22 protein-coding genes are annotated in these 19,316 nt (G+C 68.8%); 2 read left to right on the top strand and 20 right to left on the bottom strand.

Annotation, left to right across the window (positions count from 1 at the left end; all coding sequences use genetic code 11):
- From sdhA to NJQ99_RS09665, 6 genes are all read right to left on the bottom strand, one after another.
- Positions 1 to 1,803, bottom strand: a complete 1,803-nt coding sequence (gene sdhA, locus NJQ99_RS09690; protein WP_269332627.1) for a succinate dehydrogenase flavoprotein subunit — start codon at positions 1,801 to 1,803, stop codon at positions 1 to 3.
- 12 nt (positions 1,804 to 1,815) lie between these two features.
- Positions 1,816 to 2,199: a succinate dehydrogenase, hydrophobic membrane anchor protein gene (gene sdhD / locus NJQ99_RS09685; RefSeq protein ID WP_269332626.1), complete on the bottom strand. Its 384-nt coding sequence runs from the start codon at positions 2,197 to 2,199 to the stop codon at positions 1,816 to 1,818.
- Positions 2,200 to 2,216: 17 nt separating this feature from the next.
- A complete protein-coding gene (gene sdhC / locus NJQ99_RS09680; RefSeq protein WP_269332625.1) occupies positions 2,217 to 2,612 on the bottom strand; it encodes a succinate dehydrogenase, cytochrome b556 subunit in 396 nt (131 codons plus the stop codon).
- Between the two features lie 163 nt (positions 2,613 to 2,775).
- Positions 2,776 to 3,825, bottom strand: a complete 1,050-nt coding sequence (locus NJQ99_RS09675) for a MaoC family dehydratase (RefSeq protein ID WP_269332624.1) — start codon at positions 3,823 to 3,825, stop codon at positions 2,776 to 2,778.
- Between the two features lie 228 nt (positions 3,826 to 4,053).
- Positions 4,054 to 4,341, bottom strand: coding sequence for a GIY-YIG nuclease family protein (locus NJQ99_RS09670; RefSeq protein ID WP_269332623.1), 288 nt, complete (start codon positions 4,339 to 4,341; stop codon positions 4,054 to 4,056).
- Positions 4,342 to 4,395: 54 nt separating this feature from the next.
- A complete protein-coding gene (locus NJQ99_RS09665; protein ID WP_269332622.1) occupies positions 4,396 to 5,277 on the bottom strand; it encodes an HpcH/HpaI aldolase/citrate lyase family protein in 882 nt (293 codons plus the stop codon).
- Between the two features lie 90 nt (positions 5,278 to 5,367).
- On the opposite strand from NJQ99_RS09665, the gene pdxY reads away from it, so the two are divergent.
- Positions 5,368 to 6,183, top strand: coding sequence for a pyridoxal kinase (gene pdxY, locus NJQ99_RS09660; protein WP_269332621.1), 816 nt, complete (start codon positions 5,368 to 5,370; stop codon positions 6,181 to 6,183).
- Positions 6,184 to 6,244: 61 nt separating this feature from the next.
- Here the strand turns inward: pdxY and NJQ99_RS09655 are convergent, their stop codons facing one another.
- The 14 genes from NJQ99_RS09655 to NJQ99_RS09590 form a co-directional block, all read right to left on the bottom strand.
- Positions 6,245 to 7,270 (bottom strand): aspartate-semialdehyde dehydrogenase, encoded by a 1,026-nt coding sequence (locus tag NJQ99_RS09655; RefSeq protein WP_269332620.1) that lies wholly within the window; start codon positions 7,268 to 7,270, stop codon positions 6,245 to 6,247.
- Positions 7,271 to 7,444: 174 nt separating this feature from the next.
- Complete coding sequence (locus NJQ99_RS09650) at positions 7,445 to 8,014, bottom strand: PEP-CTERM sorting domain-containing protein (RefSeq protein ID WP_269332619.1); 570 nt, start codon at positions 8,012 to 8,014, stop codon at positions 7,445 to 7,447.
- A gap of 306 nt (positions 8,015 to 8,320) precedes the next feature.
- Positions 8,321 to 9,430: a 3-isopropylmalate dehydrogenase gene (gene leuB, locus NJQ99_RS09645; protein WP_269332618.1), complete on the bottom strand. Its 1,110-nt coding sequence runs from the start codon at positions 9,428 to 9,430 to the stop codon at positions 8,321 to 8,323.
- Positions 9,431 to 9,523: 93 nt separating this feature from the next.
- On the bottom strand, positions 9,524 to 10,147 hold the full coding sequence (leuD, locus tag NJQ99_RS09640) for a 3-isopropylmalate dehydratase small subunit (protein ID WP_269332617.1): 624 nt from the start codon (positions 10,145 to 10,147) through the stop codon (positions 9,524 to 9,526).
- Positions 10,148 to 10,276: 129 nt separating this feature from the next.
- Positions 10,277 to 10,894, bottom strand: coding sequence for a DUF4893 domain-containing protein (locus tag NJQ99_RS09635; protein WP_269332616.1), 618 nt, complete (start codon positions 10,892 to 10,894; stop codon positions 10,277 to 10,279).
- A gap of 43 nt (positions 10,895 to 10,937) precedes the next feature.
- The gene (locus NJQ99_RS09630; protein ID WP_269332615.1) at positions 10,938 to 11,174 is read right to left on the bottom strand and encodes a hypothetical protein; all 237 of its coding nucleotides are present in this window, start codon (positions 11,172 to 11,174) and stop codon (positions 10,938 to 10,940) included.
- An 82-nt stretch (positions 11,175 to 11,256) separates the two neighbouring features.
- Positions 11,257 to 12,660: a 3-isopropylmalate dehydratase large subunit gene (leuC, locus tag NJQ99_RS09625; RefSeq protein ID WP_269332614.1), complete on the bottom strand. Its 1,404-nt coding sequence runs from the start codon at positions 12,658 to 12,660 to the stop codon at positions 11,257 to 11,259.
- Positions 12,661 to 12,793: 133 nt separating this feature from the next.
- Positions 12,794 to 13,219: a 50S ribosomal protein L19 gene (gene rplS / locus NJQ99_RS09620; RefSeq protein WP_269332613.1), complete on the bottom strand. Its 426-nt coding sequence runs from the start codon at positions 13,217 to 13,219 to the stop codon at positions 12,794 to 12,796.
- Complete coding sequence (gene trmD, locus NJQ99_RS09615; RefSeq protein ID WP_269332612.1) at positions 13,216 to 13,953, bottom strand: tRNA (guanosine(37)-N1)-methyltransferase TrmD; 738 nt, start codon at positions 13,951 to 13,953, stop codon at positions 13,216 to 13,218. Before trmD ends, rplS begins: the two co-directional genes overlap by 4 nt.
- Positions 13,950 to 14,567 carry a ribosome maturation factor RimM gene (rimM, locus tag NJQ99_RS09610; protein WP_269332611.1) on the bottom strand — a complete coding sequence of 206 codons (618 nt, stop codon included), beginning with the start codon at positions 14,565 to 14,567 and terminating at the stop codon, positions 13,950 to 13,952. The genes trmD and rimM overlap by 4 nt, the downstream gene beginning before the upstream one ends.
- Positions 14,568 to 14,593: 26 nt before the next feature.
- Positions 14,594 to 14,998: a 30S ribosomal protein S16 gene (gene rpsP / locus NJQ99_RS16390; protein WP_269332610.1), complete on the bottom strand. Its 405-nt coding sequence runs from the start codon at positions 14,996 to 14,998 to the stop codon at positions 14,594 to 14,596.
- 46 nt (positions 14,999 to 15,044) lie between these two features.
- The gene (ffh, locus tag NJQ99_RS09600) at positions 15,045 to 16,586 is read right to left on the bottom strand and encodes a signal recognition particle protein (protein WP_269332609.1); all 1,542 of its coding nucleotides are present in this window, start codon (positions 16,584 to 16,586) and stop codon (positions 15,045 to 15,047) included.
- A 241-nt stretch (positions 16,587 to 16,827) separates the two neighbouring features.
- Complete coding sequence (locus NJQ99_RS09595; RefSeq protein ID WP_269332608.1) at positions 16,828 to 17,292, bottom strand: MaoC family dehydratase; 465 nt, start codon at positions 17,290 to 17,292, stop codon at positions 16,828 to 16,830.
- A 24-nt stretch (positions 17,293 to 17,316) separates the two neighbouring features.
- Positions 17,317 to 18,780: an FAD-binding oxidoreductase gene (locus NJQ99_RS09590; protein ID WP_269332607.1), complete on the bottom strand. Its 1,464-nt coding sequence runs from the start codon at positions 18,778 to 18,780 to the stop codon at positions 17,317 to 17,319.
- 44 nt (positions 18,781 to 18,824) lie between these two features.
- On the opposite strand from NJQ99_RS09590, the gene NJQ99_RS09585 reads away from it, so the two are divergent.
- Positions 18,825 to 19,262: a PaaI family thioesterase gene (locus NJQ99_RS09585; protein WP_269332606.1), complete on the top strand. Its 438-nt coding sequence runs from the start codon at positions 18,825 to 18,827 to the stop codon at positions 19,260 to 19,262.
- Positions 19,263 to 19,316: the final 54 nt, after the last annotated feature.

The raw sequence follows: 19,316 nt of genomic DNA, 5'->3' as shown, positions 1-19,316 counted from the left end.
TCAATAGACCCGCGCCTTGGGCGCGATGTAGGCGATCTCGTTCGACAGCGTGTGCGCGTGAACCGGACGGTAGTCCAGTTCCGCCTTGCCGTCGGTGAACCAGGCAAGCGTGTGCTTCATCCAGGTCTCGTCGTCGCGGTCGGGATAGTCTTCCCGCGCGTGGGCGCCGCGGCTCTCCGTCCGGTTGGACGCGGAGTTCATGGTGACGACCGCCTGCTGGATCAGGTTGTCGAACTCCAGCGTCTCCACGAGGTCGGAGTTCCAAATCATCGAGCGGTCGGTGACCGCGATGTCGGGCGTGCCGTCCCACACCTCCTGAATGAGCTTCACGCCCTCCTCCAGGACGTCGCCGGTGCGGAACACCGCGCAATTGTCCTGCATGACGCGCTGCATCTTCTCGCGAAGCTGTGCGGTCGGCGTACCGCCCTTGGCGTGGCGGAAGCGGTCGAGGCGGGCGAGCGCCTTCTCCGTCTCGCTCTCCGGCGCCTTCGGGATCGCGCCACCGGGCGCGATGATTTCGGCCGCGCGCAAGGCAGCCGCCCGGCCGAACACCACGAGGTCGATCAGCGAGTTCGAGCCGAGACGGTTCGCGCCGTGGACGGACGCGCACGCCGCCTCGCCCGCCGCCATCAGGCCCGGAACGATCGTGTCGGGGTTGCCGTCCTTGAGCGTCACGACCTCGCCCAGATGGTTCGTCGGAATGCCGCCCATGTTGTAGTGGACGGTCGGCAGCACGGGGATCGGCTCCTTCGTCACGTCGACGCCGGCGAAGATGCGCGCCGATTCCGCGATGCCCGGCAAGCGCTGGTGAATGACCGCCGGGTCGAGGTGGTCGAGGTGCAGGTAGATGTGGTCCTTGCCCTTGCCGACGCCGCGCCCCTCGCGGATCTCGATGGTCATGGACCGCGAGACGACGTCGCGCGAGGCGAGGTCCTTGGCGGAGGGGGCGTACCGCTCCATGAAGCGCTCGCCCTCGGAATTCACGAGATAGCCGCCCTCGCCGCGCACCCCCTCGGTGATGAGGCAGCCCGCGCCATAGATGCCGGTCGGGTGGAACTGCACGAACTCCATGTCCTGCAGCGGCAGACCGGCGCGCAGCACCATCGCGTTGCCGTCGCCCGTGCAGGTGTGCGCCGAGGTGCAGGAGAAATAGGCCCGCCCGTAGCCACCGGTCGCCAGGATGGTCATCTTGGCGTTGAAGCGATGGATCGTGCCGTCGTCGAGATTCCAGGCGAGGATGCCCCGGCAGGCCCCGTCCTCCATGAGGAGGTCGAGAGCGAAATACTCCACGAAGAATTCCGCATTGTGCTTCAGCGCCGCGCCGTAGAGCGTGTGCAGGATGGCATGGCCGGTGCGGTCGGCCGCGGCGCAGGTGCGCTGGACCGGCGGGCCGTCGCCGAAGTTCTGCATGTGGCCGCCGAACGGGCGCTGGTAGATCTTGCCCTCCTCGGTCCGGCTGAAGGGCACGCCGTAATGGTCGAGTTCGTAGACGGCCTTGGGCGCCTCGCGGCACAGATACTCGATCGCGTCCTGGTCGCCGAGCCAGTCGGAGCCCTTCACCGTGTCGTACATGTGCCAGCGCCAGTCGTCCGGCCCCATGTTGCCGAGAGACGCCGCGATGCCGCCCTGCGCCGCAACCGTGTGCGAGCGCGTCGGGAACACCTTGGTCACGCAGGCCGTCTTGAGCCCGGCCTCGACGCAGCCGACGGTCGCACGCAGGCCCGCGCCGCCCGCGCCCACCACGACGACGTCGAAGGAATGATCGATCACCTTGTAGGCGGACTTTCCGTTCCCGCTCGCCATGCTCACTACCCCTTACGCCCCGAGGGCGACTTTCAGAATCGAGAAAACGCACGCGACGCCCAGCCCGAAGGTGGCGAACGTCACGAGCATCAGCAGCGACATCTTCGCCGCCTCGCCATGAACATAGTCCTCGATGACCACCTGGAGGCCGAGGCGGGCGTGATAAAACGCCGCAATCACCAGGAGCAGCATCGGGATCGCGTTGACAGGGCGGGCGAGCCAGGCCGTCGCCTCGGCATGGCCGGCGCCGGCGAGCCCGATCATCGAGACGACGAACCAGATGGCGAGCACGGCCATCGCCACGGCGGAAACGCGCTGGCGGATGAAGTGGCCGGTGCCGTCCTTGGCGGAGCCCAGACCGTAGACGCGGCCGAGCGGCGTGCGGAAGTCTGCCATGATCCTGCCCTCTCCCCTCAGACGATCGCCACGACGATCCAGACCAGCAGGGTCAGGACCACCGAGCCGCCGATCACCATCTTCGCCGACCGCTCCATCGTCTCGACCTCGAACCCGAAGCCCGCGTCCCAGACGAGGTGGCGGATGCCGTTCAGGAAGTGGTAGCAGAGCGCCCAGGTCCAGCCGAACAGCATGATGCGGCCGAGGATGCTGTCGAGGAACCATTGCACCGCGTCGAAGGCGCCCGCGCCCGTCGCCATCGCCACCAGCCACCAGGTCAGCAGGATCAGCCCCGCCGCGTTCGCCATGCCCGTGATCCGGTGCGTGATCGACGGCATCGACGACAATTGCGGCCGGTAGATCTGCAGATGCGGAGAAAGCGGCCGGTCCGTCCCGGTCTTCGCGTTGGCCATGCCTTGCCTCACCCTTTGCCCCGGACCCCTGGGGCGCGGCCATGCGCCGCAAGGGGGTCCGCTCAACCCGAAGGAACCATAGCGCCGGCGGGCGGCGCGTCAATGCGGACGCTCTAGCATCCCGCAGCGCCACATTCCAGACGCTATCGCCCGCAAGGCCGCCCTACCGTTTCGGCATGAACACCCAATAGTCTAGGTCGAGAACGACCGCGGGGTCGTACTTGCCGTCCTCGCCCTTCAGGGGGAAATCGGCGCACGCCCGGTCCTTCGTCGCCACGGTCCGGACGCGCAGGGCGCCGACGCCGGGAGCGGACGTCTCGGCCTTGTCCAGGATCTCCGACCAGGCATAAAGGGTGACGCCTGCGAACACCGGGTTGGCGTGCGCGCCCGCATTGATGGCGCCGATGGCGAAGGCGTTGGCGAGGCCGTTGAAGCTGAGCGCGCGGGCCGTCGATATCGCGTGCCCGCCATAGACGAGGCGGCGGCCGAACCGGCCCTGACCCTCGACATGCTGGTTGAAGTGCACCTTGGCGGTGTTCTGGTAGAGGCGGGTGGCGATCTGGTGTTCGGCCTCCTCCACCGTCATGCCGTCGATGTGGTCGATCTTCTCTCCCACCGCATAATCGCCCCACAGGTGCGGGCTGCCCGCCGCATCGAGGTCGTAGGCCGCGAGGTCGAGACCCGCGGGCGGCACGAGGTCGGCGGCGGCGACCGCCTCCGGCAGGTCGGGGGTCACGGGATCGGGCGCGGGCGCGCCCTCGTCCCGCTTCCGCACCATCACCCAGCGAACGTAGGACATGACCGTCTCGCCACGCTGGTTGGTGCCGGTCGAGCGAACGTAGACGATGCCGGTCTTGCCGCTCGAGGTCTCCTTCAGGCCGATCACCTCCGACGCGGTCGAGAGCGTGTCGCCCGGATAGACCGGGGCAACAAAGCGCCCGTCCGCATAGCCGAGGTTCGCGACCGCGTTGAGCGAGATGTCGGGCACGGTCTTGCCGAACACGATGTGGAAGGCGAGCAGGTCGTCGATGGGCGCGGCCCCATAGCCCAGCGCGCGGGCGAAGGCATCCGACGACGGCACCACGAAGCGCGAGCCGTAGAGCGCGGTGTAGAGGGCCTGGTCGCCCGCTGTCACCGTGCGCGGGGTCGCGTGCCGGATCGTCTGGCCGAGGCGGAAATCCTCGAAGAAATTGCCGGTGTTCGTCTTGGTCATGTCGTGCCTGTTGTCCAGTGCGTTCGTTTGTGCGTCCCGTGCGTGCGGGTTGCTTGCGCCCATGCCCGTCAGCCCGCGCCGGGGTCATGGATCCCCGGGACAGGCCCGGGGATGACGGAAATGGGGGAGCGGCTTCGTTCCGAACTGTCGTCGCGACCGCCGATGCGCCGCAGATCTGCCATTCCCCAGCCCCCCGTCATGCCCGGCCTCCGTGCCAGGCATCCGTTCTCACGACGGTCCGAGGGTGTCGAAGAGGTCGCTCCATTCCGGGTTTTCCCGCTCGATCAGATTGCATTTCCAGTTCCTTCGCCAGCGCTTCAGCGCCTTCTCCCGCTGGATCGCCTGCAAGGCCGTCTCGAACACCTCGACGTGGACGAGACGTTTCACGCCGTGGGCCTTGGTAAATCCGTCTGCGACACCCTCTCGATGCTCCCAGACGCGTCTACGGATATCGTTCGTCATGCCGACATAGAGCGTGCCTGCCCGCCCGCTGGCGAGAATGTAGACGAAATACATGCAACATTGTCCGACGCTACCACTCTACACCGCCCGGAGCGCGCGGGGACAAGTTCACATCGCGGCGATGGCGTCGGAGAGGGCGACGAGGCGGCGGGCCTCGGCAACGTGGAGGTTCTCCACGATCTTGCCGTCGACCACGGCGACGGCCTTGCCTTCGGCCTGCGCCGCCTCGAACGCCGCGATCTGGCGGCGCGCGAGGTCGAGCGCGTCCGGGTCGGGCGAGAAGACGCGGTTCGTCACCTCGATCTGCTTCGGGTGGATGAGGGTCTTGCCGTCGAAGCCCATGTCGAGGCCCTGGCGGCATTCGGCCTCCAGCGCCTCCGTGTCGTCGATGGCGTTGCACACCCCGTCGACGATGGCGAGGCCGTAGGACCGCGCCGCCAGCAGGCAGAGCCCGAGCGAAGGCAGAAGCGGCGCGCGGCCCGGCACGAAGCGGGCGCGCAGGTCCTTGGCAAGGTCGTTCGTGCCCATGACGAAGCAGTCGAGCCGCGTGGATGAGGCCGCGATCGCCTCCGCATGCAGCATGCCGCGCGGCGTCTCCATCATCGCCCAGATGCGGGTCCTGTCGTCGGCACGCAGGTCCTGCATCAGCTTCTCGACCTCCACGACCATCGCGGGCGCGGAAACCTTGGGCACGAGGATCGCGTCGGGCGCGGCCTTCACCGCGGCCTTGAGGTCGGCCATGCCCCACGGCGTGTCGAGACCGTTGATGCGCACCGCGATCTCCCGCCCGCCATAGCCGCCCTTGCGCACGGCAGCCGTGACGAGATCGCGCGCCTCGTCCTTCTTCTCCGGGGCGGTCGCGTCCTCGAGATCGAGGATCAGCGCGTCGGCGGGCAGCGTCTTCGCCTTCTCCAGCGCGCGCGGGTTCGACCCCGGCATGTACAGGACGGAGCGGCGGGGACGGATCGGGGTTGCGTCGGTCTCGGTCATCGGCACAAGCTTCCCTGTCAGAACAATCGCGGGCGAGAGCCTACCCGAACGGGCCCGCGCCGCAACCGCTTGATGGAGGACAGGGGACGCATGGCAGAGCCGCCGGTGGTTCTCGCGATTTCGAGCCATGTCGTGCGCGGCGCGGTCGGCCTGCGCATCATGGTGCCGTGCCTGGAAGTGCTGGGCCACGAGGTCTGGGCGCTGCCGACCTGCGTGCTGTCCACCCACCCGGGGATCGCGCGGCCCGTCGGTCATCGCACGCCCGCCGAGGAGATCGAGGCGATCGGCGAAACGCTGGACGACGACGGCGCGCTGATGCGCGTGCGCGGTGTGATCACGGGCTATTTCCGCGACGCCGACCAGGTGCGTGCGGCCGTGCGGGTGGTCGAGCAGGTGAAGGAGGCCAATCCGCAGGCAATCTACATGTGCGACCCGGTGCTGGGCGATGCGGACCGCGGGCTCTATGTCTCCGATGCCACGGGGGCCGCCATCCGCGACCGGCTGATGCCGCTGGCCGACATCGCCACGCCCAATGCGTTCGAGCTTTCCTGGCTCACGGGCCGCAGCGTGACCGGCCCCAACGAGGCGGAGGCGGCAGCGCGCGAGGCAGGCGGCGCGGTGGTCGCCGTCACCTCCGTCCCGCTGGCCGGACGGCGGATCGGCACCGCACTGGTCGCACCCGACACGGCGCACTGGGTGTCGAGCGACCGCCGCCCGCGTGTGCCGCGGGGGACGGGCGACGCGCTCTCTGCCCTGCTGCTGGGCTTCATGCTGAAGGACATGGCCGGCGACAAGGCGATGCACCGCACGGTCGTCGGCATCGAGACGCTGATCAAGGCGGCGGGCCGGCGCGAGAGCCTACCGACGGCGGGCCTTGCCAAGCTGCTGGGCGACATCGTCGCCTGAGACGGCAAAGGGGCGGCCCGGAGAGCCGCCCCCTGCCTCTTTCCCTGGGTCGTGCGCCCTGTCAGGCCGCCTTGTTGAGCAGCCCGCGGTTGATGATCGTCTCGGCGATCTGGATCGTGTTGAGCGCCGCGCCCTTGCGCAGGTTGTCCGACACGCACCACAGGTTCAGGCCGTGCTCGACCGTGGTGTCGGTGCGGATGCGGCTGACGAAGGTCGCATAGTCGCCCACGCACTCAACCGGCGTCACGTAGCCGCCGTCCTCATGCTTGTCGACGACCATCAGGCCCGGCGCCTCGCGCAGGATGTCGCGCGCCTCCTCCGGCGTGATCGGACGCTCGAACTCGATGTTGATCGATTCTGAGTGGCCGACGAAGACCGGCACGCGCACGCAGGTCGCCGTCAGCTCGATCTTCGGGTCGAGGATCTTGTGGGTCTCCGCGACCATCTTCCACTCTTCCTTGGTGGAGCCGTCCTTCATGAAGACGTCGATGTGCGGGATCACGTTGAAGGCGATCTGCTTGGTGAACTTCTTCGGCTCCTTCGGGTCGTTCACGAAGATGGCGCGCGTCTGCTCGAACAGCTCGTCCATGGCGTCCTTGCCGGCGCCCGAGACCGACTGGTAGGTCGAGACGACGACACGCTTGATGCCCGCGGCCTCATGCAGCGGCTTCAGCGCGACGACCATCTGCGCGGTCGAGCAGTTCGGGTTCGCGATGATGTTCTTCTTCGTGTAGCCCGCGACCGCGTCCGCGTTCACTTCCGGTACGATCAGAGGTACATCCGGGTCGTAACGCCAGCAGGACGAGTTGTCGATCACGATGGCGCCCGCCTTGCCGATCCGGGGCGACCAGTCCTTGGAGACGGCCGAGCCCGCCGACATCAGGCAGAAGTCGACCTTGGAGAAGTCGAACTGCTCCAGGTCCTGGCATTTCAACGTTCGGTCGCCGAAGGACACCTCGACGCCCAGCGACCGGCGCGAGGCGATCGCATGCACTTCGGAGGCCGGGAACTCCCGCTCCGCGAGGATGTTGAGCATCTCCCGGCCCACATTGCCGGTCGCGCCCACGACGGCGACAGAATAGGACATGAACGTTCTTCTCCTTGTTGCTCCCGCCGCCGGTTACCGCCGGCGGGCCTTTCGCGTGCGCACATAATGCAGTGCGGGCCGGAACGCAATCGTCCGGCCCTCCAATCCCAACGCAGAAGAACGGCGGCGGGTTCCCCCGCCGCCGTCAAATCTGCAGACCGCTGGATAGATCGATCAGGCGCGGCGACGCGCGAGACCGAGGCCCAGCAGGCCAACGCCGACCAGGGCGAGGATGCCCGGCTCCGGCGCGCGGAAGGCGCCCGAACCCGACCACGTGCCGGCGGAACCGCCGGTGCGCTGACCGGTGTATTCCCAGATGCCGAACGACGTGTCGTAGGAGCCGCCCGTGTCGTCGAGGTAGCCGAGCGCCTTGAACGAGAGCGTCTCGCTCACGAAGCCGGCGATGGACGACACATTGTAGTCGATGTCGAAGATCTGCGTGGCTTCGAATTCGAACCCGCTGACCGTCCACAGCGGCGAGATCGGCAGAACGCCGTCCAGGTCGATCGGGTTGGTCATCGTGCCCGCATCGCCGATCAGCGCAACGAAGTCGCCCGTTGCGTTGTCGACGGTGAACGTGCCCACGCTGAACGTGATGGTCTTGGTGGCGTCGTCGTAGGTGAACGCGCCTTCGGACCCGGAAACGCCGAAGTCGATCGTGCCGACTGCCGGCGCAGCTTGTGCGGACGTGGCGGCGAGCGCGCCGAACACGAGACCCGCAATGAGAGCCTTAACGTTGAACATGTCTTCCTCCAGTCGGCCCGCTCACAACAACCCGCGAACCATCTTCCAACAGTGCCAGACAGGGAAGCAATCTGCGGGCCAACTTCCAGCGGATTGTGCCTGAATTTTTTTTTCTTCTGGATTCAATACATTACCGGCACGGGACCAGCGCAGGGAGAGAGGGGGAAGATCGGTTGCCCGCCATTCTGGCAAGCCGCCAAGACACCGAACGTAAAGCCGCGCTTACAATTCTGCGGCGGGCAGGGTTCGCCCCGTCCGCCGCAGAAAAACATTAACCATGTCAAGGCGCAAGCCCCGCGTTGCCACCTATGCGGCCAGCGCGCCGAGCGCGGCGACGACCGCGTCGCCCATCTCCTTCGTTCCCACCGGGGCCACGCCGGGCTCGGCGATGTCGCCGGTGCGCACGCCGTCGTCGAGCACCTTGGAGACGGCTGCCTCCAGCAGGTCGGCGTCCGCGCCCATGTCGAAGGAATAGCGCAGGCACATGGCGAAGGAGAGGATGCAGGCGAGCGGGTTGGCGATCCCCTGCCCCGCGATGTCGGGCGCCGACCCGTGCACCGGCTCGTAGAGCGCCTTGCGCTTGCCGGTCGCGGGATCGGCGGCGCCGAGCGAGGCGGACGGCAGCATGCCGAGAGAGCCCGAGAGCATCGATGCCTCGTCCGACAGGATGTCGCCGAAGAGGTTGTCGGTCACGATCACGTCGAACTGCTTCGGCCGGCGGACGAGCTGCATGGCCACGGCGTCGGCGTACATGTGCGACAGCTCCACGTCCGGGAACTCGTTGTCGTGGACCCACTGCACCTCCTCGCGCCAGAGGATGCCGGATTCCATCACGTTCGCCTTCTCGGAGGACAGGACGCGGTTCGACCGCTTGCGGGCTAGGTCGAAGGCGACGCGCGCGACGCGGCGGATCTCCTCGGTCGTGTAGACCTGCGTGTTCACGCCGCGGCGCGTGCCGTCGTTCATCTGGGTGATGCCGCGCGGCTCGCCGAAATAGACGCCGCCCGTCAGCTCGCGGATGATCATGAGGTCCAGGCCCTCGACCAGCTCCTTCTTCAGCGAGGAGGCATCGGCCAGCGCCGGGAAGCAGATCGCCGGGCGCAGGTTGGCGAACAGGTCCATTTCCTTGCGCAGGCGCAGGAGCCCGCGCTCCGGCTTCACGGAGAAGTCGAGATTGTCCCACTTGGGCCCGCCGACCGCGCCGAGCAGGACCGCGTCCACCTGCTGCGCCCGGTCCATGGTGGCGTCCGCGAGCGGCTTGCCGTGCACGTCGTAGGCGCAGCCGCCGACGAGGTCTTCCTCGATCTCGAAGCCCGTGGCGCGGTTGGCGTTGAACCAGTCGATGACCTTCACGGTCTCGGCCATGGCTTCCGGCCCGATGCCGTCGCCGGGAAGGATCAGAAGAGTGCGGGACATGTCGGGTCCTCTTGTGTCAGGTGATGGGCATGTCGCCCCGATAGGCGGCCGGCCGCCGGGTCAGGGCGGCCGGACGGATCGGCGGAAGAAGGATCAGGCCGCGCTGCCCTGCTCGAGCCAGGGGAAGCTCTGCTTGCGCTTCGCCTCGAACCCGTCGATGGCGTCGCCCTTCTGCAGGGTGAGGCCGATGTCGTCGAGGCCGTTCAGCAGGCAATGCTTGCGGAAGGGGTCGACCTCGAACGCGATCGTGCCGCCGTCGGGGCCCTGGATCGTCTGGTTCTCGAGGTCCACCGTGAGCGTGGCGTTGGAGCCACGCTCGGCGTCCTCCATCAGCTTGTCCACCTGCTCCTGCGGCAGCTTGATCGGAAGGATGCCGTTCTTGAAGCAGTTGTTGTAGAAGATGTCGGCGAAGGACGGGGCGACGATGCAGCGGATGCCGAAGTCGAGAAGTGCCCAGGGCGCGTGCTCCCGGCTCGACCCGCAGCCGAAGTTCGCACCGGCCACGAGGATCTGCGCGTTGCGGTAGGCGGGCTTGTTCAGCACGAAGTCCGGCTTCTCCGCACCGGCGTCGTCGTAGCGCATCTCGTCGAACAGGTTCTTGCCGAGGCCGGTGCGCTTGATCGTCTTCAGGAACTGCTTGGGGATGATCATGTCGGTGTCGACATTGATCATCGGCAGCGGCGCGGCGACACCGGTCAGCTTGGTGAACTTGTCCATCGGACGGCCCCTCTCCTCATGGCGGTTTTGCCGGGTGTCTTAACCCATGCCCGCGCGGGGGCCAAGAGAGCGCGTGCACGCGGCAGGTCTTCGCATCTTGCCGGTCTGCTCCCGGCGGCCCACAGGGGCTCAGCGGCCCTGGGCGTCGATATCGAGCACGGTGAAACGGCTCCCCTCCGGATCGGCGCCGAACATCATGCGGTAGTGGCCTGGCCCGACCTGCTCCAGAACGGCGACCTCGTTGCTCGACGAATTCTCCCCATAAGCGGTGAGGCGCGCGGCGCCTGGATCGGACTTCGCGCCGAGATAGACCCGCGAGAACGGGGTCTCGGCATAAAGCCAGCCCGCCGTGCGCCAGCTTCCCGTCAGCTTCTCGAAGGTGAGGCCGTCAGGCGTCTCGGCGATGCGGCAGGTGAACCAGTTGTGGATCTTCAGGTCCTCGCGGTGGCCGGGCGTCGCGGCCAGCGTGAAGGTCCGGCAGGGCCAGGTGCCCGGAAGGGCCGCCGCGTCCAGCGGTTGCGCGGGGCTGTCGAGCAGGGCGCGCAGGGTCTCCAGCTGGTCCATCTGGCCATAGGATTCCGCGAGCTCCCGGGCGCGGTCGCGGACCTGCGGAATGGCGATGAAACGTGCCTCGTCGCGCTCGGTTATGACAGCCTGCCATTGCTGGAAGGGCGCCTGCTGCGCGGCGGCGGGCAGCGCGGCCAGCACGAGGGCGGCGATGAGGGGCAGGGGGGCGAACGCACGCATGGCCGGTTCTCCGGGTCTCGGTCGGCGCCGCCCGGACAGCACCTCAGCCGGGCGTTCCGATCAGATAGGTGGAGATCAGATGATAGAGGAGCCAGGCGAGCACGACGAGTCCCGCAGCCCGGCCGATGCGCTTGCCCCAGATGGCTGCGGGATCGGTCGCTTCGTCGGGCCGGCCTCCGGCTGCACTTTCGGTATGGCCGGTCAGGCCGCCGCCCTCGCCCGCCACGCGCTTCAGGGCGCGGGCGGCTTCCTCCTCGCGGTCGTCGCGTCCGGTGACCATGCGTCTCCCTCCGGAGGCAAGATCGGGGCACGACGGATCGCGCGCCCCGATATCGGTCTCAGCACCAAGCCTTGGCCCTGGCTCAGCCGAGGTCGCGGACGTCCGCGAGCGTGCCCTTGATGGCCGCCGCAGCCGCCATGGCCGGGCTCATCAGATGGGTGCGGCCGCCGCGGCCCTGGCGTCCCTCGAAATTGCGGTTGGAAGTGGAGGCGCAGCGCTCCCCCGGCTCCAGCCGGTCGGCGTTCATGGCGAGGCACATGGAGCAGCCGGGCTCGCGCCACTCGAAGCCCGCGTCGAGGAAGATGCGGTCGAGCCCCTCCTCCTCCGCCTGCGCCTTCACGAGGCCGGAACCCGGCACCACCATCGCGCCGACGTGGGAGGCGACCTTGCGGCCCTTCGCGACCTCGGCGGCCGCGCGCAGATCCTCGATCCGGCCGTTGGTGCAGGACCCGATGAACACGCGGTCGATCTTCACCTCGGTCAGCGGCGTGCCGGCCGTGAGGCCCATGTAGGCGAGCGCGCGCTCCGCGGCCCCGCGCTTGCCCGCGTCGGCGATGTCGGCCGGGTTCGGCACGGACGCCGTGATCGGCAGCACCTGCTCCGGGCTCGTGCCCCAGGTGACGGTCGGCGCGATGTCGGCGGCGTCGATCTCGACCACCGTGTCGAAATGCGCGTCCGGGTCGGACTTCAGCGTCGACCACCAGGCCATGGCCGCTTCCCACGCAGCGCCCTTCGGCGCGCGCGGGCGGCCCTTCAGATAGTCGAAGGTGGTCGCGTCGGGCGCGATCAGGCCGGCGCGGGCGCCTGCCTCGATCGACATGTTGCAGACCGTCATGCGGCCTTCCATGGTGAGGCCGGTGATGGCCGAGCCCATGTACTCGATGACGTGGCCGGTGCCCCCCGCCGTGCCGATGCGGCCGATGATGGCAAGCGCGATGTCCTTCGCGGTGACACCGGGGGCGAGCGTGCCCTCGACCTTCACGGCCATGTTCTTCGCGCGCGACTGCACGAGCGTCTGGGTGGCGAGCACGTGCTCGACCTCCGACGTGCCGATGCCGTGGGCCAGCGCGCCGAACGCGCCGTGCGTGGAGGTGTGGCTGTCGCCGCAGACGATGGTCATGCCCGGCAGGGTCAGCCCCTGCTCCGGCCCGATGATGTGGACGATGCCCTGGCGGATATCGTCCATGCCGAAATATTCGACGCCGAAGTCGGCGGCGTTCTTCTCCAGCGTCTCGACCTGGATGCGGGATTCCGGGTCGGCGATGCCCTTGGAGCGGTCAGTCGTCGGCACGTTGTGATCGGCGACGGCGACCGTCGCTTCGGGCCGGCGGACCTTGCGCCCGGCCATGCGGAGGCCTTCGAAGGCTTGCGGGCTCGTCACCTCGTGGACGAGATGGCGGTCGATGTAGAGGAGCGAGGTCCCGTCGTCCTGCACGTCGACGAGATGCGCGTCCCAGATCTTGTCGTAGAGTGTCCGCCCGGCCATTGGTCCTGTCCTGCTCTTCCTGTGCCGCCCTGCCCGCGCCGTGAACATGCGCGAGGCCCCGGACGCATCCGCCCGGGGCCCCTTGTCAAACCGCAATCCGCGCGCCCGGTCAAGCGGGCCCGCGGCATGGGTCTCATTCCTCGGCGGAAGCTTCCGGCGCGGAGGTGATGTCCTCGTAGGTGGTCGCCTCGCCCTTGCGGCCCGTGGTCCGCTCGGCGATGCGGGCCGACTTGCCCGTGCGGCCGCGCAGGTAATAGAGCTTCGCGCGGCGCACCTTGCCGCGGCGCACCAGCTCGATGGAGTCGAGCGCGGGCGAGAACAGCGGGAAAACGCGCTCCACGCCTTCGCCGTAGGACACCTTGCGCACCGTGAACGACTCGTTGTAGCCGCCGCCCTGACGCGCGATGCAGACGCCCTCGAACGCCTGGACGCGGGTCCGCTCGCCCTCGGTCACGCGCACGTTGATGCGCACCGTGTCGCCGGGGCCGAAGTCCGGGAACGTCTTGCCACTCGCCAGACGGGCCACTTCTTCCTTTTCGATCTGCTCGATGATGTTCATCGGTCCGTTCCTTCCGTCGTCCGGCGGGCCGCGCCGCCCGTACGCTCAAGATAATCCGTCCACAGGTCGGGCCGGCGGGCCCGGGTAATCTCTTCCGCCTTCGCGCGGCGCCACGCCGCGATATTGGCGTGGTGCCCGCTCGTCAAGACCTCGGGGATGGGGCGGCCGTCCCATACCTGAGGCCTCGTGTAGTGAGGATGCTCCAGCAGGCCATCCTCGAAACTCTCGTGCGCGAGGCTCTCCGCCTCGCCCAGGACACCCGGCAGAAGCCGGGCGCATGCCTCGATCACGGCCATGGCCGCGACCTCTCCGCCCGCGAGCACCGCATCGAAGAGGCTCACCTCCTCGATCCCGCGCGCCTCGAGCACGCGCTCGTCCACGCCCTCGAACCGGCCGCAGACGAGGATCACCCCCGGCTCCGCCACCCAGGCGCGCGCGAGGTCCTGATCGAACCGCCGCCCGCGCGGGCTGAGCAGGACACGCCGCCGTCCCTGCCGGGGCACCGCATCGACCGCGGCCCCCAGAACGTCGGGCCGCATGACCATTCCGGGACCCCCGCCGGCCGGAGTGTCGTCCACGGAGCGGTGCTTATCGCGCGAAAAGGCGCGAATGTCCACCGTTTCCAGCAGCCATTTTCCGGCCGCCCGCCCCTTGCCCACGACGCCGACGCCGAGCGGGCCGGGGAATGCCTCGGGGTAGAGGGTCAGCACGCTGGCGCGCCAGGGCGCGGTCACCGCGGCGTCCCCCCAGGCTCCTCTGCTGCCCCCTCGTCCGGCCCCTCGTCGCCGTCACCCGCACCGGGCGCAAGCTCCCCGATCGCGGCGAGCACCACGCGCCCTTCGGCGATGCGCACGTCCGGCACCGCCTCGTGCGTGAACGGCACCATCAGCGTCGTGCGCCGTCCGGGGACGAACACCTCCAGCATGTCGCCCGCGCCGAAATCGTGCACGGCGCGGATGCTGCCGACCTCTTCCCCCGTTTCCAGGACCGCCGCGAGCCCGATCAGGTCCGCGTGGTAGAAGGTGTCGGCGTCCTCCGTCTCCGGCAGGACCGCGCGGGAGACGTAGAGGTCGCCCTTGCCGAGCGCCTCCGCCGCCGTGCGGTCGCCGACCCCTTCGAGCCGGGCCACGAAGCCGTCGCCCGCGGGCCGCAAGCCCGCAAGCGTCAGCGTGCGTCCCGTCCGGCCCAGCCGGAGTGGGCCGTAGGACGCGATGTCCTCCGGCACCTCCGTGAAGGACTTGAGCCGCACCTCACCCCTGAGCCCGTGCGGACCCGCAAGGCGTCCGACGCAGACGAGATCCTCGTCGCGGGCGTCCGGTCCCTTGGGGGCGCGGGGTTTAGGAGGCATGGCTCAGGCACCGGCAGCGGCGGAGATCACGCCTCCGCCGCGGGCTCCTCGGCGGGCGCCTCTTCGGCCGGGGCTGCGGCTGCGGCCGCGGCCTCTTCCTCGCGCTGGCGGCGCATCTCGGCGCGCTCCTCGGCCTTCTTGCCGGGCTTCGCCTTGTTCGGGTTGCTGCGGGTCTTGGCCTTCACCACGCCCGCATCCTCGAGGAAGCGCGCCACGCGGTCGGTCGGCGTCGCGCCCTTCGCCATCCACTCCTTCGCCTTCTCGACGTCGAGGACGAGGCGGGTTTCGGACTCGCGCGGGAGGATCGGGTTGTAGGTGCCGATCTTCTCGATGAAGCGTCCGTCCCGCGGGTTGCGGCTGTCGGTCACGACGATGCGGTAGAACGGGCGCTTCTTCGCGCCGCCGCGGGAGAGACGGATCTTCAGTGCCATGTGTCAGGTCCTTTCGCTTGGAAATTCGGATCGCGTGTTTCGGGTATCACTTCTTCTTCGGGGCGCCGGGGAAGCCCGGCGGAAGCTTCGGGCCGCCGGGGCCGCCGAGGCCCGGGAAGCCGGGGGGCAGCTTGCCGGGCGTGCCCGGAAGCCCGCCCGGAAGGCCGCCGCCCGGCAGCTTCTTCATCAGGTCGGGCGGGATCTGCGAGGGGTCGGGCATGCCGCCGCCGCCGCGGCCGAACATGCCGCCCAGCATGCCGCCGAGGCCGCCGCCGCGTTTGCCCTGCTTGCCCATCATCTTCATCATGTCCGCCATCTGGCGGTGCATCTTCAGGACGCGGTTGACGTCCTGCACGTCGACACCCGCACCGCGCGCGATGCGCTTTTTGCGCGAGGCGTTGAGCAGCTTCGGGTTGCGCCGCTCGTCCCGCGTCATGGAGGAGATGACCGCCTCCTGCCGCTTGATGACGCGGTCGTCGAGGTTCGCACCCTCCAGTTGGCCCTTCAGCTTCTGCACGCCGGGCAGCATGCCGAGGATGCCCTTCATGCCGCCCAGGTTGCGCATCTGGCGCATCTGCTCGGCCATGTCGTCCAGGTCGAAGGCGCCCGACTTGAACTTCTTGAGCATGCGCTCGGCGTCTTCGGCCTTGACCGTCTCGGACGCGCGCTCGACCAGGCTGACGATGTCGCCCATGCCGAGGATGCGTCCGGCGATCCGCTTGGGCTGGAAGTCCTCCAGCGCGTCCAGCTTCTCGCCCGTGCCGATCAGCTTGATCGGGCAGCCGGTGACCGCGCGCATGGACAGCGCCGCGCCGCCGCGCCCGTCACCGTCCATCCGGGTCAGCACGATGCCGGTGAGGGACACCCGCTCGTTGAAGAGGCGCGCGGTGTTGACCGCGTCCTGGCCGGTCAGGCTGTCGGCGACCAGCAGCGTCTCGCGCGGGGAGACCGCGTCGCGCACCGCCGCGACCTCGGCCATCAGCGCCTCGTCCACCGCCATGCGGCCGGCGGTGTCGAGCATCACCACGTCATAGCCCTGCAAGCGGCCCGCCTGCATCGCGCGCTTGGCGATGTCGACGGCGGTCTGGCCCGCGACGATGGGCAGCGTGGCGACGCCCGCCTGCTCGCCGAGGATCTTCAGCTGCTCCATCGCGGCCGGGCGGCGGGTGTCGAGCGAGGCCATGAGGACCCGCTTCTTGCCCTTCTCCTGCAGGCGGCGCGCGATCTTGGCGGTCGAGGTCGTCTTGCCCGAGCCCTGGAGGCCGACCATCAGCACCGGCACGGGCGGGGTCGCGTCCACGTCGAGGCCGCCCTGCGCGTCCTCGCCGCCCAGCGTCTCGACGAGTTCGTCATGGACGATCTTGACGACCATCTGGCCGGGGGTGACGGAGCGCAGCACCTCCTGCCCGACGGCCTTGGCCTTCACCCGCTCGATGAAGTCCTTGGCGACGGGCAGCGCCACGTCGGCGTCGAGCAGGGCAAGGCGCACCTCGCGCATGGCGGCGGAGACGTCGGACTCGCTCAGCGCGCCGCGGCCCTTCAGCCGGTCGAGCACGGAGGAGAGGCGTTCGCTCAGGCTTTCGAACATGAGGTTCCCTTCACCCTTGTTCCAAACCGTCCGACGGCCCAATCCGTCAACCACCACATGGGATGCGTCACGCACCCCGCCAAACGCCAAACACCGATTGCGCCGGCGGGCGAAACCTCGCTGACCGGCGGCGATCCCCCCACAAGGGGCGGGACCGATGGAAGACAAGAAGCTTCCGGAATGACCGGGGACGTTTAGCCGACGCCCCCGGCCGGGTCAAGAAAATGCGGCAACCCGCGCCTCAGCGGCCCTGCATCAGGCGCAGGGGGCTGTACTCGATGACCGTCTCGCCGCGCTGGTTGACGATGCGGTTCTTCGTGCGCACGAGGCCGCGGTTGCCCTTGGACGCCGCGCGCGCCTCGGTCACCTCGATCTCGACGTGGACCGTGTCGCCGACGACCGTCGGAGCCTTCACGTCCATGTCCGTATGCAGGAAGGCGAGGCCCGTCGCCTGCCCCATGCCGGTCAGCACCAGCCCTTCGGCGATGGCGTAGATGAAGGCGCCCGGCACCACGCGGCCCTTGATCGCGGAGTGCGACTTGCGGAACTCCTCGTTGGTGAACAGCACCTCGACCATGCCGGTGCAGTTGATGAAGGAGACGAGGTCCGCCTCGGTGATGGTCCGCCCGAAGGTGCGGAAGCGCATCCCCGGCTTCAACTCGTTCCAGTAATAGCCTTCGCCCAGCAGCTTCGGTTCGTCGGTCATGGGTGTCTCTCCATTCTTGGGGCGTCAGCCGTCGCGTTCGCTGATCAGCTTGCCCGGGTTCATCAGGTTCAGCGGGTCGAGCGCCTGCTTGACCGCGCGCATGAGGTCCTGCTCGACCTCCGACTTGTAGTGCTCGTTCTCCGCAAGCCGCAGGCGGCCGATGCCGTGCTCGGCGCTGATCGAGCCGTCGAGATCGGCGACGATGTCGTGGACGATGCGGTTGACCGTCTCGGTTTCCCCGGCGAAGGCCGTGCCCATCTCCGCCGGCCCGATCGGGTTGTAGTGGATGTTGCCGTCGCCCACGTGGCCGAAGGCGCACAGGCGGATGCCCGGATAGGCCTTCGTCAGGACGGCGTCGGCGCGTTCGATGAACTCCGCGATGCGCGAGAGCGGCACCGAGACGTCGTGCTTGATGCCGGTGCCGGTGCGCTTCTGCACGTCGGCCTGCTCTTCGCGCACACGCCAGAGCCGGTTCGCCTGCTGCTCCGACGCCGCGATCACGGCATCCTGGACGAGGCCCGCCTCGAACGCGCGCGCGAGCGCGGCCTCGAGCGGCGCGCGCAGCGAACCCGGCGCACCCTGGCCGTTGAGTTCCGTCAGCACATACCAGGGATAGACCGCGTCGAGCGGATCCTCGGCCCCGTCGAGCGTCGCCAGCGCATTGTCATAGCAGGACCGCTGGAGAAGCTCGAACGTCGTGACCTGCTCGCCCGCCTCCTCCCGCAACAGGCCCAGCAGGCGCACGGATGCCGCCGGATCGGTCACGGCGGCCACCGCCACCTGCCGCTCCGTCGGCTTGGGGTAGAGGCGCAGCACCGCCGCCGTGATGATGCCGAGCGTGCCCTCCGCCCCAATGAAGAGCTGCTTCAGGTCATAGCCCGTGTTGTCCTTGCGCAGGCCCCGCAGCCCGTTCCACACACGCCCGTCGGGCAGCACGACCTCGAGACCCAGCACCAGAGCGCGCGCATTGCCATAGCGCAGCACCTGTACGCCGCCCGCATTGGTCGAGAGGTTGCCGCCGATCCGGCAGGAGCCCTCGGCCCCGAGGCTCAGCGGAAAGAGACGGTTGGCCTCGGACGCGGCCTTCTGGATGTCGGCGAGGACCACCCCCGCCTCCACCGTGATCGTGTCGTTCAGAAGGTCGAGGTCGCGGACCTTCCGCATCCGCTCGGTCGTCAGCAGGATCTCCGCGCCGGTATCGCGCGGCAGGCCGCCGCCGGTCAGCCCGGTGTTGCCCGACTGCGGCACGACGGGCACGTTCTCCGCCGCGCAGGCCGCGACGATGGCCGCGACCTCCTGCGTCGAGCCCGGACGCACCACGAGCGGGGTGCGCGCCTCCCAGTGATCCCGCCAGGCGGTCGTATAGGCGCCCATCTGCGCCGGGTCGTCGATCCAGTTGCCGGGGCCGACGATCTCCTTCAGACGCACGATCAGCGCATCGGGGACCTGCGCGGGGCGGGGCTTGGAGGACGCAGCGACAGAGGTCATTCTCGGACACCCTTCCCTTGGACTTCAGGATCAGAACAGCCGCCATGACCAGTTTCGACCCGATCGCCGCCGAGCCGAGAACGGGCTTCCAGACGCTGACCGACTATCGCCTGACAGAGTGGAGCGAAAACCGCGCGGTCGTGGAGATGGACGCAGGCCCCCAGCATGGAAACCGCAACAATGTCGTGCACGGCGGCATGGTGATGACGCTGCTCGACGCGGCCGCGGGATACGCGATCACGTGGAGCGACAAGCCCGACGTCCTGCGCCGGACCATGACGGTCTCGCTGACGGTCAATTTCATGGCCCCGGCGCGCGAGGGCCCGCTGCGCGCGGTGGCCGTGGCGCGCGGCGGCGGGCGCAAGGTCGTGACCTGCACAGCGGAGGTGACGGACGTCGACGGCACCGTCGTCGCCATCGCGCAAGGGACGTTCCGCAACCTGCCGCCGGTTCATCGCGACGGCACGCCCGTGACGGACTGACCGGGGTCGCACGCGGTCATCGGCATGTCTCTCCATGATCGCCGGGCCTGCTTC

Source organism: Futiania mangrovi, assembly GCF_024158125.1.
Lineage (GTDB): Bacteria > Pseudomonadota > Alphaproteobacteria > Futianiales > Futianiaceae > Futiania > Futiania mangrovi.
The sequence above is the reverse complement of the archived record's forward strand: the minus strand, read 5'-3'. Positions and strand labels throughout refer to the sequence as shown.